At 72.6% G+C, this 14,963-nt stretch carries 11 protein-coding genes; 4 read left to right on the top strand and 7 right to left on the bottom strand.

Going from position 1 to position 14,963, the window contains the following annotated elements; all coding sequences use genetic code 11:
• Nucleotides 1-43: 43 nt before the first annotated feature.
• Entirely contained in the window at nt 44-898 is an 855-nt protein-coding gene (locus KIK05_RS08930; RefSeq protein ID WP_214410101.1) for a polysaccharide deacetylase family protein, read from the top strand.
• Here KIK05_RS08930 and KIK05_RS08925 read toward each other — a convergent pair.
• The 5 genes from KIK05_RS08925 to fbaA form a co-directional block, all read right to left on the bottom strand.
• Nucleotides 882-2,483 (bottom strand): glycosyltransferase, encoded by a 1,602-nt coding sequence (locus tag KIK05_RS08925; RefSeq protein ID WP_250562433.1) that lies wholly within the window; start codon nt 2,481-2,483, stop codon nt 882-884. The genes KIK05_RS08930 and KIK05_RS08925 overlap by 17 nt on opposite strands.
• A gap of 4 nt (nt 2,484-2,487) precedes the next feature.
• Nucleotides 2,488-4,422, bottom strand: coding sequence for a glycosyltransferase (locus KIK05_RS08920; RefSeq protein ID WP_214410100.1), 1,935 nt, complete (start codon nt 4,420-4,422; stop codon nt 2,488-2,490).
• Nucleotides 4,419-5,624, bottom strand: a complete 1,206-nt coding sequence (locus KIK05_RS08915) for a class I SAM-dependent methyltransferase (RefSeq protein WP_250562432.1) — start codon at nt 5,622-5,624, stop codon at nt 4,419-4,421. The genes KIK05_RS08920 and KIK05_RS08915 overlap by 4 nt, the downstream gene beginning before the upstream one ends.
• Before the next feature lie 75 nt (nt 5,625-5,699).
• Nucleotides 5,700-7,235, bottom strand: a complete 1,536-nt coding sequence (locus KIK05_RS08910; protein ID WP_214410099.1) for an asparagine synthetase B family protein — start codon at nt 7,233-7,235, stop codon at nt 5,700-5,702.
• Nucleotides 7,236-7,496: 261 nt separating this feature from the next.
• Nucleotides 7,497-8,519, bottom strand: a complete 1,023-nt coding sequence (fbaA, locus tag KIK05_RS08905; protein ID WP_214410098.1) for a class II fructose-bisphosphate aldolase — start codon at nt 8,517-8,519, stop codon at nt 7,497-7,499.
• A gap of 281 nt (nt 8,520-8,800) precedes the next feature.
• Here fbaA and KIK05_RS08900 point away from each other — a divergent pair, with 281 nt between their 5' ends.
• Nucleotides 8,801-9,493, top strand: a complete 693-nt coding sequence (locus tag KIK05_RS08900; RefSeq protein WP_214410097.1) for a DedA family protein — start codon at nt 8,801-8,803, stop codon at nt 9,491-9,493.
• Nucleotides 9,494-9,577: 84 nt separating this feature from the next.
• Entirely contained in the window at nt 9,578-10,030 is a 453-nt protein-coding gene (locus KIK05_RS08895) for a DUF4115 domain-containing protein (protein ID WP_214410096.1), read from the top strand.
• A 33-nt stretch (nt 10,031-10,063) separates the two neighbouring features.
• On the opposite strand, the gene pyrE is transcribed toward KIK05_RS08895, so the two are convergent.
• Nucleotides 10,064-10,600 carry an orotate phosphoribosyltransferase gene (gene pyrE, locus KIK05_RS08890; RefSeq protein ID WP_214410095.1) on the bottom strand — a complete coding sequence of 179 codons (537 nt, stop codon included), beginning with the start codon at nt 10,598-10,600 and terminating at the stop codon, nt 10,064-10,066.
• 234 nt (nt 10,601-10,834) lie between these two features.
• Here pyrE and KIK05_RS46690 point away from each other — a divergent pair, with 234 nt between their 5' ends.
• On the top strand, nt 10,835-13,561 hold the full coding sequence (locus KIK05_RS46690) for an NYN domain-containing protein (RefSeq protein ID WP_308249822.1): 2,727 nt from the start codon (nt 10,835-10,837) through the stop codon (nt 13,559-13,561).
• A gap of 198 nt (nt 13,562-13,759) precedes the next feature.
• On the opposite strand, the gene KIK05_RS08875 is transcribed toward KIK05_RS46690, so the two are convergent.
• Nucleotides 13,760-14,962 (bottom strand): MFS transporter, encoded by a 1,203-nt coding sequence (locus KIK05_RS08875; protein WP_214410094.1) that lies wholly within the window; start codon nt 14,960-14,962, stop codon nt 13,760-13,762.
• Nucleotide 14,963: the final 1 nt, after the last annotated feature.

Here is a 14,963-nt window from a genome sequence, read left to right as displayed (position 1 = left end):
TGCTCGTGCGAAGACTCACGTAAGACCACGAAGGAGCAGAGAAGTGTCCCTCTCCGTCTCCCGGTGCGTCGCCGTGACGCTGGCCGCGCTGCTGACCCTGGTGACCACGGCCTGCGGTGGCGAGAAGGCGGGCGAACGGCCGCCCGGCGCCGCCAGGACGGTGGTCGCGCTGACCTTCGACGACGGCTGGGCCACCCAGTCGACCGCCGCGGAGCTCCTGCGGAAGCACCACCTGACCGGCACCTTCTACATCAACAGCGGCTTCCTCGGCCGTCCCAAGCGCCTGACCAAGGCGCAGGTGGACGGTCTGGTGGCCGCCGGGAACGAGATCGGCGGGCACACCCTCACCCACCCGCGCCTGCCGACGCTCCCGGAGGCGGCCCAGCGGCGGGAGATCTGCGACGACCGCCGCGCCTTGATCGACATGGGGTACAAGCCGCGTTCGTTCGCCTACCCGTACGGCATGTTCGACGCCACGACGATGACCCTCGCCCGCGAGTGCGGGTATGACAGCGCCCGGCGGTCGGGCGGCATCGCGCCGCCGAGCGACCCGTGCCCGAAGTGCGCCCGCTCGGAGGACGTCACCAGGACCGACCACTACCGCCTGCGCAGCCTGCCCGCCGTACGCGCCACCGTCACCCTGGACACCCTCAAGGAGTACGTCACGCAGGCCGAGAAGCGCGGCGGAGGCCTTGTGACCTACCAGTTCCACAACGTGTGCGACGGCTGCGACCCGTTCGGCGTCAGCCCACGGGTGCTCGACGGGCTGCTGGGATGGCTGGCGGCGAGCGGGGTCCAGGTACGGCTGTTCGGGGACGTCGTCGGCGGCCCCTTCCGACCGGCCCCGCCCGCTCACACCGGGGCGGGGCCCGCTCCGCGCCTCAGCGCAGGCGCCTGAGCAGCGACCTCGGCCCTCTCTGCCTCGGTACGGACGCCGGGTCCTCGTCGCGGGCGGCCGCCTCCCGGGTGAGGGCCGCGACCTGCTCGGCGAGCCGCGCGTTCTCGGCGCGCAGCCGCGTGACCTCCCGCTTGAGCGCCGGGTCCTCGATCTTGCCCCGCTTCGGCGGCTCGGCCTCGGCCGCCGGGAGGAAGCCGAACGTCCGGCCGTCCAGCCAGTGCGTGCCGTGCACCTCGTGGACGGCGGCGTCCAGCGGCTCGCCCTCCTCGCGGACCAGGGCGGCCCGGGCGAACGCGCCGGTGTGCTCCAGGCGGGCGGCGATCACCTCGTCCGTCTCGTCGAGGGCGACGCTGACCAGCCCGTGCCCGTGCCCGGCGGCCTCGTCGACCAGCCGCCGGAGCGTCTCCGGGCCCGGCACCCATCCGGCCGGGCACAGCATGCGGTACGGCACCGGGGCCGCCGTCGCCGGCACCTCCTCGACGTACCGGACCCTCGGATCGCCGCGGTAGAGCCCCCGGACGAGCAGCAGGTCGAGCTGCGGGCTGTCGAGCGGGTTGCGGCGGTCCTCCCGCAGGGAGTCCCACGGCCCGGCCAGGGTGACCTGGATGTCGTTCAGGCTGCCGGCCAGGAAGCCGTCCACGGTGGCCCGGACGTCCTCGTACGACGCCCCGGCGGCCTCCACGACCACCTCGACGTATGGCACCAGCCACTGGCGGCGCGGGTGGGTGCGCAGCCACCGCATGTGCGGGATGTGGTCGGGGACGAAGACCTGGTTGTACCGCCTGACCTGCTCGCCGTCGCGCATCATCATCGAGTGGCCGAGGTGGCGGCTGCGCGCCTCGGGGGCGAGCACGAACGCCGCGCCGCACTGGGCCAGCCGGTAGCCGAGCTCGCTGTCCTCGCCGAGCACGAGCCGGGTGTCGAGCGGCCCGGCCTCGCGCAGCAGCCGGGCGTTCACCGAGGCCGCGTTGGTGACGTGGACGCGGTAGGCGGAGTCGCCCGCGGTGCGCAGGCCGTCGGTGCGCTCGGCGAGGTCGACGATCCAGGCGTGCGGCTCGCTCGCGGCCTCGTCGAAGAGCGTCTCGGTGGCGCGCGCCGCCACCGCCGCGTGCACCTGGGCCGCCGTCGGAGTACCCCGCTCGTAGTCGACATAGCGGACATAACCCATGACCACGAGGTAGTCGGCCAGGTGGTGCCAGCGCATGTGCGCCTCCACCTCGTCATGGAAGGTCACCATGTCGGCGTCCAGCCAGTGGATCACGTCGCCGTCCGCCAGGGCCAGCGCGGCGTTGCGGGCGTTGGACCTGCCCCGCGAGCCCGGCTCGGTGGTGACCAGGCGGGTGTTCTCCGGAACGATCTCCGGCAGGCGCAGGGCCGGGGCCGTCCCGTCGTCGACGACCACGACCTCCATCAGGTGCCCGGGATAGCTCTGGGCGGCGAGGGCGGCCAGGGTCAGGTCGAGTTTGTCCTGGTGGCCGTAGGCGGCGATCACCACGCTGACCGACAGCCGCGGTTCCCAGGCCCCCGGCTCCGGCGGCTCCAGCACGCCGTAGTCGTTGTGCCGGATCCTCGGCTGCCTTCTCATCTGTTCACCGCTCCCACTCCACCAACCGGCTCGGCCGGAATCCACGCCACTGCTGCTTCGCCCGGGCCAGGAAGTACCCGACCGGCTCCTGCCAGGTGTGCCGCCCTCTTGCCGCCCTGCGCGCGACGAAACCCAGGCCGTGCGTGCGGTAGATCGCGCCGCCGGCGCACAGCAGGTCCTGGAAGAACTGGACGTCGACCGAGCGCGCCACCGGCCGGAAGCCGCCGAGCGCCTCGAAGGCCGACCGCGACACCACGAACGTGCCGCCCGCCACGTGGTTCGACATCGTCTCCGCGACCCACTCCCGCCGGACGGTGAGGTCGATCTGCTGCAGGTAGAAGAACTCCGAGGCGGCGCCCACCAGCTCCGCCCCCGAGTACGAGTGGGCGAGCATCATGTCGGCCAGGTGGTCGGGGCCGTACCAGTCGTCGTCGTCCCACTTGCTGATGAACGAGCCGGTCGCCCGGGCGGCCGCCTGGTTCAGCACGACGCCGAACGGCAGGGACGCCTCCGCCTCGACCACCGTGACGGGACGGCCGAACTCCTCCACCGCCCGTGCGATCTGCGGGGTGCTCGCCGGTACCCCGTGCAGGGTCAGGATCAGTTCCAGCTCCACCCCCCGCTGCCGGGCGATCTGGCCGAGGGCGAACGGCACGAAGTCCGGGCGGCGCGTGCACATGATCACCGAGATGGTGGGGTCGGGCGGCAGGGCGATCCCGGCGCGCGCGGAGAGGGCCCGCCACCGGGCCGTGGCGCCGTGGCCGCGCAGCGCGAGGCGGCGCAGCCGTACGCTGTGCTCCTCCCGGCGCAGGTCGTCGGCCAGTTCTTGCTCGGTCGCGGCGGTGAGCCGCGCGGCCAGCTCGCGCCCGAGCGCGCGGGCGGCCCAGACCGGGGGGCGTTCGGACAGCAGGGGGACCCCGGCGGCGGCCAGGCCCGCCAGGGCGTGCGCGGCGGCGACCGGCCCGGTGTGGGCGGGCCGCCAGGAGACCCGCAGCCCGCGCAGGGGGCGCAGGCGGCCGACGTCGGCGTCCGTCACGCCTCCGGAGGCGGCCAGGCGGACGAGGGTCTCGCCGTCGAGGCGGACCTCCCAACGTCCGTCGTGCTGCACGAGGTCGGCGACCGGTCGTTCGGGGGTCCGCAGGAAGCCGCGCGGGTTGACCGAGCGTTCGTCGACCGGCGGCACGTCGTCGGGTTCGAGCGCGGCGAGCCGCACCGCGCCGTACCCGCCGGGAGAGCCGAAACGCTCCCAGGTGAGGTCGGTGGCGTGCTCCACGACGGCAATCCGGTCGTCCGCCCAGCCGGCCGGGGCGCTGTCCGGTTCCGTCAGCCGCACGGCCCGGACGGCGAGGTCGGCGCCCTGGACACCGGAGCGGTCGGGGGCCGGTCCGCTCTCGTCGGCGAAGGTCACGTTGGGGTCCCCGGGGCGCCAGCCGGCGAGCCCCGCCCCGGCGAGCCCGGCCATGGGCAGGGGATAGCCGTTCAGGTGGTGCCCGCCGAAGCTCCTGGCCACGGCCGCCGCGACCTCGCCCGCCGGACGGGGGTGGGAGAAGCGCGCCTTGACGCGCCAGCCGGTGTGGCCGTACCGCGAGACGCCGACGTCGCGCAGGAACCTGCGGCCGAGGCCGGGCGACAGCGGCACGCCGGGGGCGTCGCACCAGGGCGGGGTCTCCACCACGATCACCCCCACCATGGGGGCGGCGGGGAGGGCCCCGCCGAGCGTGACGGCGCGGCGCAGGTCGGTGGGGGTCCGGGCGACGACGACCACGGCGGAAGGGTCGGAGGTGGCCCACGCCTGCGGGCTCATGCTGTCGACGTCGGCCGCCTCGAACGGCACGCCGGGGAGCAGGCCGTCGAGGTCCGCGGCGTCGACCCCGGCGACGGCGACCGCGACCTTGCCGCCCGCCCTGGTCAGCTCGGCCGTCATCCCTGCGGACTTCATCGGGGGGTCCGCCTGAACACCATGGCGCCCTTCTCGGCCGGGTACGACGTGCCCGCGAGCTCGGGGCGCTCCCGGAGCCAGCGGTCGGCCACCTCGCGCTCGGCCGGGCGGGCGGTGTCGTCCAGGACGATCCACGCGCCGTCCGCGCAGCGCGGGAGCAGCACGGGCACGGCGGGGTAGCGCACCAGCGGGTCGGTGGCCCCGGGAGGCCCGTCCACGAAGACCAGGCCGATCTCGGTCAGGTCGCTCACGGCCGAGGTGTCGTACCAGGGGATCGTCTCCGCCTCTTCGGACGTCCACGGGGTCAGAGGAGCGTGGCGGATCTCCACGACGTCCTGAAGGCCGTGGGCGGCGACCAGGTCCCTGGACGTCTCGGCGAACCGCTCGTCGTGCTCCAGCGCGACGACGCGCCCGCCGCCGGAACGCTGCACGGCGTACCCCAGCCACACGCTGGACGAACCGCTGCCGCATTCGACGACGAGACCGGGGCGATCCACCGCTATCCGCTCGATGAGCAGGCGAAGGACGTCGGGTGAGGCCGCCCAGCCGCGCAGCCGGGGCAGCGGGGCGCGTGGCTGGAGGAGCGCCCTGAGGTCGACCAGCGCCTCCAGTTGCGCGTAGGTCTGCCGCACCGATCCGGCGAGGTCGGCCTGACCCTCGCGCAGCGTGGTCTCCAGCGTGTCGAGCCGCTCGCCCAGGTGCCGTACGGCCGCGGCGGCCCCGCCGGTGACCGTGGCGAGCTGCTCGTGGTCGTGGCGGAGCTTGCGCAGTTCGTCGAGGTCGGCGGCGCTCTCCCGGACCGTGGTGTCGATCCGGGCGACGGTGCCGGCGAGCAGTTCGAGCCGCTCGGCCTGCGCGGCGAGCTCCATGCGGTCCTCGCCGAGCGCGGCCAGCACGCCACGCGCCTGCAGGCGGCCGGCCTCCTCAAGGCGCCCGGTGAACTCGTCGAGCGAGCCGGCCAGCTTCGCCAGGCTCTGCTCGGTCCTGGCGAGAGCGGCCTCGTGCCGCTTGGTCCGCGCGTCGATCCGCAGAGCCTTGCCGTCGGTCCTGCGCCCGCTCATGACGATCACGGCCGCGGCGGCCAGCGTGACGACGGCGAGGGCGATCTGGACCGCCGGGACCGGTTCCAGGATTCCCGCAGCGGACAGCATCACCAGGGCGACCACGGCGACGCCCGTGCAGGCGGCGCCGATGATCAGCAATAACCGTGGGGGTAGTGTCCGCATTCGTACCCTTTCTGGACGTTTGTCAGGCAGGGGGTTCCAGATTACGCGTGGTCAGGGGATGGACTCCCAGGTCAGACGGGAGCCGTACTGCGTACGCCAGTCGGCGAGCATGCTCGCCCACTGGAGGACGTAAAGGGGGCCGGACCACTTGGCCTGCCGCGCGCGCAGCTCGGAATCGCTCAGCGCCGCCAGCAGCCGCGGACCGAGGAGCGCCCGTACCTCGTCACAGTCCGCGATGCTCTGCGCGAGCGCGGCCAGCGCCGCGGGGCTCGTCTTGCGCTGCGGGCCCGGCTCAGGCCTGTCGCCGGGGTCGTTCGTCGAGGGCAGCCATGCCACATGCGGTGCCCCGTACCCCAGCATCGCCCGGTAATACGCGTGATCCTCCCGGGCCGCGAGCGGCACCCGCAGCGCGGCGGTGACCACGTCCGGGTCGGCGAAGGGCAGCCAGACCTCGGCCTCCGGCCCGAGCATCCAGTTCGGCGCGGCGTAGATGCCCCGGTAGCGGGTCAGCAGCCGCGCGAGGACGGGCATCGCGTGGTGGCCCTCGGCCGGGCGCATCACCCGGTGGAACGCCGTCAGGCTGAGCTCGGCGAGGGTGTCGCCCACCTTCGGGGCCCACACCTCGGGATGGTGGGGGAAATGGGTCGTCAGGGCCTGCCAGGTGATCGTCCGCGCCTGCTCGTGACTCGCCGCGCGGGACGCCCGCGGGTGGTCGTCGCGGGTCCGCAGCAGCCCGTCGCCCAGGCATCCGTCGATCAGCGGCGCCCGCAGCCGGTGCGCCGCCCTGGCGTACGGCATCGCCCAGCCGTGGTGCAGGCTCTGGTACTGGATCCGCCGCCACACCGTCCGGTGCTCCTCCAGCCACGACTCCGGCCCCGGCCGCACCACGTGGTGGGGGACGCCCAGCGTCGCGGCCACGGTGCGGGCGCAGGTGATGTCGAGGTCCAGCCCGTCGTCGGTGCTGGTGGTCCACGCCTCCAACTGGGTGCCGGGACGGCCGGCGGCCAGCGCGGCGAGCAACCGGGAGTCCCAGCCGCCGCTGAGGCCGATCGCGACGGGCCCCGATCGGTGCGGGATGCGGTCGGCGATCAGGTCGACCATTTCCTCCGGCGCGGGTGGCTCGTCCGGCTCGGCGGCGTACCAGGCGGGCTCGAAACGCTCCAACCGGAGTCCCCGGTCGTCCGACCGCCACGCGGTGCCGCCCTCCAGGTGCCTGATCTCGCGGAACGGCGTCTCGTCGCCGACCGGCGTCGTCATCACCAGCAGGTTCGCCCAGGCGGACCAGTCCACGTGGAGGGGTGCGTCGTCGAGGCGGACGAGAGGGTCGATCCGGGCGGAGAAGTACAGGGCGTCTCCGAGGCGGCGGACGTACAGATCGTTCAGGCCGAGGGCGTCGGTGTGGAGGACGGCCGCGCCACGCTCGACCGCCAGCCCGGCGGCCAGGCGGCGCTCGGCGGCGTCCTGCCAGGAGTGCGGCTGAGGTGGTCCTCCCGCCGCGGGCCACCACAGGTGGCCGGAGTTCGGCCCCGCCGACCAGTTCTCTGGCTCACCCGTCGACCACAGGGCGGCGAGCGGAGAACGGTGCACCTCGTCGAGACCTCGCGGCGAGGCCGACAGCAGCCGCTCCGCCGTCCGTGCATCCCACTTTCCGATGGCACCGCACACATATGGTCGCGCTCGGTAGGAGATGAACATTTAGCTCATGCTAACGACGTATTTGTTACACCAACCTCTCATGCAACTCTTTTTACGCTTTCTCTCAGGAAATTCCCATGGAACGGGCAGATCCGCGAATCCGCCCGTTCCATGAGAGATGTCACACTTCGTGACTGGCCGATCTTTCTCCGCTCAGCTCAGCTTGTTACCGGCCGACAGCAGGTCGTCACAGGCCTGGGAGACCCGGGCCGCCATGCCGGCCTCGGCCGACTTGCCCCAGGAGCGGGGGTCGTAGTCCTTCTTGTTGCCCACGTCGCCGTCCACCTTCAGCACGCCGTCGTACTTGCGGAACATGTGGTCGGCCACCGGGCGGGTGAAGGCGTACTGGGTGTCGGTGTCGATGTTCATCTTCACCACGCCGTAGGAGATCGCCTCGCGGATCTCGTCCAGGGAGGAGCCGGAGCCACCGTGGAACACCAGGTAGAACGGCTTCTCGTTGCCGTACTTGGCGCCGACGGCCTCCTGGATGTCCTTCAGCACGCTCGGGCGGAGCTTGACGTGGCCCGGCTTGTAGACGCCGTGCACGTTGCCGAAGGTCGCGGCCAGGATGTAACGGCCGTTCTCCCCCAGGCCGAGGGCCTCGGCGGTGGCGAGCGCGTCCCCCGGCGTGCTGTACAGCTTCTCGTTCATCTCGCCGACGATGCCGTCCTCCTCGCCGCCGACGACGCCGATCTCCAGCTCCAGGACGACGTTCGCCTCCTTCGCCTTCTGGAGGAGGTCTTGGGCGATCTCGAGGTTCTCGTCCAGCGGGCAGGCCGAGCCGTCCCACATGTGGGACTGGAACAGGGGGTTCCCGCCCTCGGCCACCCGCCGCTTGGAGATCTCGAGCAGCGGGCGCACGAAGCCGTCGAGCTTGTCCTTGGGGCAGTGGTCGGTGTGCAAGGCGATGTTGACGGGGTACTTGTCGGCCACGACGTGGGCGAACTCCGCCAGCGCCACCGAGCCGGTCACCATGTCCTTCACCGTGCTGCCGGACAGGTATTCGGCGCCACCGGTCGACACCTGGATGATGCCGTCGCTCTCGGCCTCCGCGAAACCGCGCAACGCGGCGTTCAACGTCTGCGTCGACGTCACGTTGATCGCGGGGTATGCGAAACCGTTGGCCTTGGCCCGGTCCAGCATCTCGGCATAGACCTCTGGGGTAGCGATAGGCATCGGAAGTCATCTCCCTAGATGGAACGAATGGCGGGCGCGGGGCTGGATCTCTCCCCTGTTCGGGCGCGGAGGACAGATCGGCTCATCCTCGCTGCGCGAGGAGGAGCCCCGGGGGTCAGTATCGCGAAGGAGTGACGGACGAGGAAGAAGTAGCGGCGCACGTGTTCACCTCGCCCTCGCACCCTCTTCTCGACCGCCCGGCTCGCCCTGTGCTTTTGACACAGCTGGTCCTACCCCCGGTCGCGCCGCGAACCCGCCTTTCGGCTGTACCCTCATCGGTGATGGACCTCACTAATCTTCTGGACGCCCAATGGTGGATCGTCACCTTCGGGCTCATCGGCATTCTCGCGATCATCTTCGCCGAGACCGGTCTGCTGATCGGTTTCTTCCTGCCGGGTGACTCGCTGCTGGTGGTCGCCGGCATGGGGGCCTCGGCGGCGGTCGCCCATTCCGTCGGCCTCGAATCGCCGTTCCCGCTGGGCGTCCTGCTGGTCGCCGCCCCCCTGTGCGCCATCGCGGGGGCGCAACTGGGCCATCTCATCGGCGCCAAAACGGGGCCCCGGCTGTTCTCCCGGCCCGACTCCCGCCTTTTCAAGCAGGAGTACGTCGAGAAGGCCGAGCACTACTTCCAGAAGTTCGGCCCCTCCAGGGCCGTGGTGCTGGCGAGGTTCATCCCGATCGTCCGCACGTTCCTCAACCCCGTCGCCGGCATCCTCGGCATGCCCGCCGCGCGGTTCTTCCTGTGGAACGTCGTCGGCGGCATCCTGTGGACAGAGTCGATGCTGCTCATCGGCTACTTCGCGGGCAGGAGCATTCCGAACGTCGACCGCTACATCCTGCCCGGCGCCGCGGTCATCATCGTCCTGTCGGTGATCCCCATCATCCGCGAGGTGCTGAAGGGGCGCAAGGAGGGCAAGCAGGCCGTCCCCGAGCCGCGCGGCCGGCACCACCGGGACACCACCTCGCCGTTCTAGCCCCCGTCCGGGCGGTGAAAGCCGGGCTGACGAGTCCTGCCGAGCGGTCGTTCGGAACGGGGTCCAACCGCTACTCTCCGGTATGTGGGACGTCACCGGACCGACCCGATGGGAATCGCCCGCCTGCTGCTCGTCGGCGTGGCGATCCTCGCGGTGCTCGGGCTCGTCGTCGTCGGCGTGATCTCCCTCATCGGCTCGCTCGACTCGAGCGGCGCTTCGCCCTCCCCCAGCGCGAGCGCGTCGAGCGGTGGCCCCTCGCCCTCGCCGTCCGCTCAGGATTCCGGCCGCACCGTGCCCACCCTGTTCGTGGAGTGCCGGGCCGACCGGTGCCCGATCTTCGTCCGGGCCACCGGCGGCGACGTCATCGAAGACCGTGACCTCGCCCAGGGCCAGCAGGCGATCTACACCCAGCCGGCCCTCGACGTCGTGCTCGGCGACGCCTCCACCGTCTACGTCGAGGTGAACGGCAAGGCGCGCTCCCCCGGCAAACCGGGGGAGCGGCAGAGCTTCACGGTCAAGCGCGCACCGGAGCAGTGACCGGCCGCGTCGCCGCGCGTGGCACGGCGGCGCTCAGGCGAGCCCGAGGTCGTCCAGGCTGTAGGCCGAGCGGTAGGGCAGGCCCGTCTCCTCGATCCTGGACTTCGCGCCCCGGTCGACGATCGTCGCCACGCCCACGATCTCGGCGCCGGCCTCCCGCAGCGCCTCCACCGCCGTGAGGACGGACCCGCCGGTGGTCGAGGTGTCCTCCACGGCCAGCACCCGCCGGCCGGCGACGTCCGGCCCCTCGATGCGGCGCTGAAGGCCGTGGGCCTTGCCCGCCTTGCGGACGACGAACGCGTCCAGTCGCCGGCCGCGGGCGGCCGCCGCGTGCAGCATGGCGGTCGCCACCGGGTCGGCCCCCAGAGTCAGGCCTCCCACCGCGTCGTAGCCGAGGTCCTCGGTGAGGTCGAGCATCACCTGGCCCACCATCGGGGCCGCGACGGCGTCCAGCGTGATACGCCGCAGGTCCACGTACCAGTCGGCCTCCTGACCGGAGGAGAGCACGACGCGTCCGTGCACGACGCCCTTTTTCTTGATCTCGTCTAGCAGATTGTCCCGATATGTCACGTGCCCAGCCTAGAGATAGCGCATCCGGATGGTCCTACTGGCCACTCGTTTATCACCCCAGGACGGTGATAGAAGAGCAACTGGTACGGTCTGGATGAATGTTCTTGAACATGGTCATGCGCGGGCCGAATCGCCGGGATTCACCCTCGCGCGATCAGAGGCTTCATTACCCTGAGATAGGGCCGGGCTTCGGCTGCCACCGGGCTTGGGCCACGTGCGAAAGGGCGGTGTCGCGTGGATCGCTGCGCGCTGTTCGTGGACGCCGGCTATTTGCTGGCCGACGGCGCGATGGCCGTCCATGGCACCCGCCATCGCGAAGCCGTCGCCTGGGACTATCCAGGGCTGCTCCAGCTGCTCTCCACGCTCTCCCGCGAGCGCACCGACCTGCCGTTGCTGCGCTGCTACTGGTACGAGGCGACGGTCGAGGGCAGGCGCACCCCCGAGCACGACGCGCTGGCCGACATCCCCGGGCTCAAACTCCGCCTGGCGCGCATCAGGCCCGGGCGCAGAGAAGGGGTCGACGCCCAGGTCCACCGCGACCTCATGACCCTGGCCCGTAACAACGCCATCTGCGACGCCGTCGTGGTCAGCGGCGACGAGGACCTCGCCCAGGTGGTGAGCGACGCCCAGGACCTCGGCATCCGGGTGACCGTGATCAACATCGTGGCCGAGGGGGGCTGGGCGGTCTCGCGCACGCTCCAGCAGGAGTGCGACGACCTGATCGAGATCGGGGCGGGTCATCTGCGGCCGTACGTCAGCCTGGTGACCGGCAACATCGCGACCGGCGCCCAGCCCGGCTCCCCGTCCGGGAACGGCCGGCGCGCGTCACAGCCACTGAGCAACGGGCGTGACCACGCCTACAGCGGACGACGCGCCTCCTCATCGGCCCCACCCCCAGCCGCCGGCTCCCCGTACGGCTCCCAGGGTCCGGTGGGTGGTGGTTCTTCCGCCGGGTCTTCTTACGGTTCCCAGGGTTCGGTGGGTGGTGGTTCTTCCGCCGGGTCTTCTTACGGTTCCCAGGGTTCGGTGGGTGGTGGTTCTTCCGCCGGGTCTTCTTACGGCGCCCAAGGCCCGGTGAGTGGCGGTTCGTCCAGCGCGTCCTCTTATGGTTCCCAGGGGGCGGGGGAGGGTGGTTCGGCGGCGTCCACCGACCTTGAGTCCACCGCGCCGCGTTTCGCGCCCTCGTCGGGGCAGCCTCTCGCCTCCCAGGACACGGGGTCTTCCGCTACAGGCATGGCCAGCGGGTCGACGTACGGGGCCACCGCGGAGGAGGCCGCTTCCCGAGGGTCGTCGGGACCGCTGGGGTCCCCGGCTTCACTGGCCTCGTCGGGACCGCTGAGCTCCTCGGGAGCGGTCGGTCCCTCGGCGGCGTCCCTCGGCACTCCTCCTCACGGCACTTCCTCCCATGGCACTTCCCAGGGGGCCGAACCGTCGGCGCAGGCCGCCGGCGCTCAGGCGTCCGGCCTGCTCCCTTCGAACGTCCACGAGTCCGGCCTGCTCGCACCGCGTGGTGAGGCGGACCCCCTCAGGTCCGGCCACGGCGACTCCGGCTCGCCCGGGTCCGGCCATCAGGAGCACGGTCCTCTCGGCTCCCGGAGCGCCCACCAGAGTGCACTGGGCTCCAGTGGTACCGAGCCGGGCGCGCTCGGCCTCAGCCGCTCGGAGTCGGGTTCTCTGGGGCCCGTCCACTCGGAGTCCGGTTCTCTGGAGGCCGGCCGCTCGGAGACGGGGCTGCTGGGCGGCTCCGGCCGTTCCGACTCCCGATACCTGGGATCCCCCCGTTCCGAGTCCGGTTTCCCGGGGGCGGGCAGGTCCGACTCCGGTTCTCTCGGGCCCGGCCCTTCGGATCCCGGCCTGCTCGGCTCCAGCCGTACCGGGGCCGGCTCGTTAGGGGCCGCCCGTGCCGAGTCCGGGTCCTCGGAGACTGGTCGTTCTGACTCCGCTCTGCTGGGCGCCGGCCGCACTGGTTCCGGCTCTCTGGGAACCGGCCGTTCCGATTCCGGGCTGCCCGGCGCCGGTCGTTCCGATTCCGGGTCTTCGGGGGCCGGCCGTGCCGACCAGTCGGGGCTTCTCGGCGTCGGTGGGCAGGAGGGCGGTCCGCTCGGCCGCTCCGGGGAGGCGGGCCTGCTCCGGTCGGGTGGCCAGGACGCGGAGACGCGGCAGCTCGCCCGCGACGAGTCCGGCGCGCCGACCTCCCGGGCCCACGATTCCTCCTCGCCCGGCCTCGGCTCACACGAGCCTGGTATGTCCGGGGCCGGGCACCAGGAGGCGGGTTCCCGCGGCTCCGGTCCCGGAGCCCACAGCGCCATCGGCGCTCACACCCCGGCCGCCACCGCCGCGTCCTCCCATGGGCCCGACACCTCCGCCGCTGCTCACGGGGCCCCGTCCCCGATGAGCCACGGGACCGCCTCCCATGCGCAGACGTCCCACACTTCCGGCTCGCAGCCGCCCAGCCCGCCGCGCATGGCTCAGCCGGCGCTGCCACCGTCGTACGGGGCGTACGCCTCCGAGCCGCAGCAGCGTGAGCAGGCCGGCCCGCCGCCGTCTCCGCCCATGGCGGCGCCCGTGCCTCCGCAGGCGGCCCCGCCCGTGCCGGCCCAGTACACCATGGGAGGGGGCTCCAGCCTGACGCAGGGCTTCCCGGCGCCCCAGCTCGGCCCGTACACCGGCCCGCAGCCCGCGCCGGTGCCCCCGCAGGCGAGCTCCCCCGGCACGACCACGCTCGCCGACGCGGTGAAGGCCGCCCACAAGGAGGGGCACGACTTCGGCGAGTCGGTCGCCAGGGACGCCCCCGCCCTGTGGCTCGAAGCGGTGCTGGCCCGCAAGCCCCGCATGCCTTCGGACCTCGAGGCCCGGCTCCTGCAGGGTTCGTCGCTCCCCATCGACTTCCTGCTCCACGACGAGGTACGGCACGCCCTGCGCCGCGGCTTCTGGGACGCCCTGGAACGCGCCCGCCGGTAACGGCGACGTCGACGGGTGTGCTATCTCCTGCGGCTTCCGGGGCACCCGCGAGCAGGTCCCTGGTAATGGGGTTGGGTCACCTTCGCTCGCTGTCCTTCGCCTGCGTCGAGTCCGGTCATCTCGTCGGCGCCGGGGCGGCGGGACGAGGTGCGGTGAAGCCGGCGCCGTTCCACGGCGGGTGACCCGCTCGCGGTCCTCCTAGTGGTGGTGGCGGGTGGCCGCGAGGTAGAGGAGGCACACGAGCGCCAGCGCGGCGCAGGCGGCGAGGGCGACGGGCGGGCCGATGGGGAGCAGCAGCCCCCCGAGGGCCGTCCCGAGCGCGATGCCGATGTAGAGCGCCGAGGCGTTGAGGCCGACGACCACGGCCGTCTCATCCGGCGCGGCGGAGATCAGCCTCAGTTGCTGGGCCGGCGTCTGGAACCAGGTGCTCGCGCCCCAGGCCACCATCAGAAGGCCGGCCAACGGCAGCCAGTGGACGCCCGCGCCGGCCGCCCAGGCGAAGAGCGCCAGCGTAACGGCGAGTGCCACGTACCCGATGGCCAGGACACGGACGGGCCCGCGCCGGTCAGCGGCGGAGCCGGCGGCGAGGTTGCCGGTGACGGCCCCGACGCCGTACAGGAAGAGCAGCCACGTCTCCGTCGCGGGTCCGGCGCCCACCGCGTGCAGGACAGGGACGGCGTAGGCGTACAGACCGTAGCTCGCGGCGAGGCCGATCACGGTCAGCGGCAGCACCGCCACCACGCCGGGGCGGCGCAGGGCGGCGAGGCGGTCGCGCAGGGGGACGCGGGGGTTGCCCGGCAGCGCCGGCATGACGGCGGTCACGCCCGCGGCGCAGAGCACGCAGAGCGCCGCGACCAGGCCGAGCGCGGCCCGCCAGGTCAGGACCTTCTCGGTGAGGTTGCCCAGCGGCACGCCGAGCGCGGTCGCGACGGTGAGGCCGCCCACCACCACGGCGAGCGCGCGGGCGCGCTGTGCGGGGGCGACCAGCGAGGAGGCGACGGCGCCCGCGTTGGGGGTGAAGGCCGCCGCGCCCACGGCCGCCACGGCACGGGCGACCATCAGCGCGGGGTAGTTCGGAGCCAGGGCCGCCCCCAGGTTGGCCAGGGCGAGGACCAGCAGGGCCGTCACCAGCAGCGCTCGGCGGGGCACCCGGGCGGTGACGGTGGCGAGGACCGGGGCGAGCACGGCGTAGACGACGGCGAAGAGGGTCGCGGACTGGCCGGCCACGGCCTCGGTGACCTCGAGGGAGTGCGCCATGGCGGGCAGGAACCCCGCCACCACGTACGCGTCCGTGCCGACGGCGAAGGTGCCGACCGCGAGCACAAGAGTCCCCCCGAGCCCTCGCTGGGCCGGGGGAGCGGCTCCGGTGTCGAGCCCATCAGTAAACGGGATATTGGACATC

This window comes from Sphaerisporangium fuscum, from assembly GCF_018531465.1.
Lineage (GTDB): Bacteria > Actinomycetota > Actinomycetes > Streptosporangiales > Streptosporangiaceae > Sphaerisporangium > Sphaerisporangium fuscum.
The sequence above is the reverse complement of the archived record's forward strand: the minus strand, read 5'-3'. Positions and strand labels throughout refer to the sequence as shown.

Bases quoted from the DNA above. Each gene is read 5' to 3' on its own strand.
- KIK05_RS08875 (WP_214410094.1), bottom strand. From the start codon at position 14,962: ATGTCCAATATCCCGTTTACTGATGGGCTCGACACCGGAGCCGCTCCC.
- KIK05_RS08920 (WP_214410100.1), bottom strand. From the start codon at position 4,422: ATGAAGTCCGCAGGGATGACGGCCGAGCTGACCAGGGCGGGCGGCAAG.
- KIK05_RS08900 (WP_214410097.1), top strand. From the start codon at position 8,801: ATGGACCTCACTAATCTTCTGGACGCCCAATGGTGGATCGTCACCTTC.
- fbaA (WP_214410098.1), bottom strand. From the start codon at position 8,519: ATGCCTATCGCTACCCCAGAGGTCTATGCCGAGATGCTGGACCGGGCC.
- KIK05_RS08925 (WP_250562433.1), bottom strand. From the start codon at position 2,483: ATGAGAAGGCAGCCGAGGATCCGGCACAACGACTACGGCGTGCTGGAG.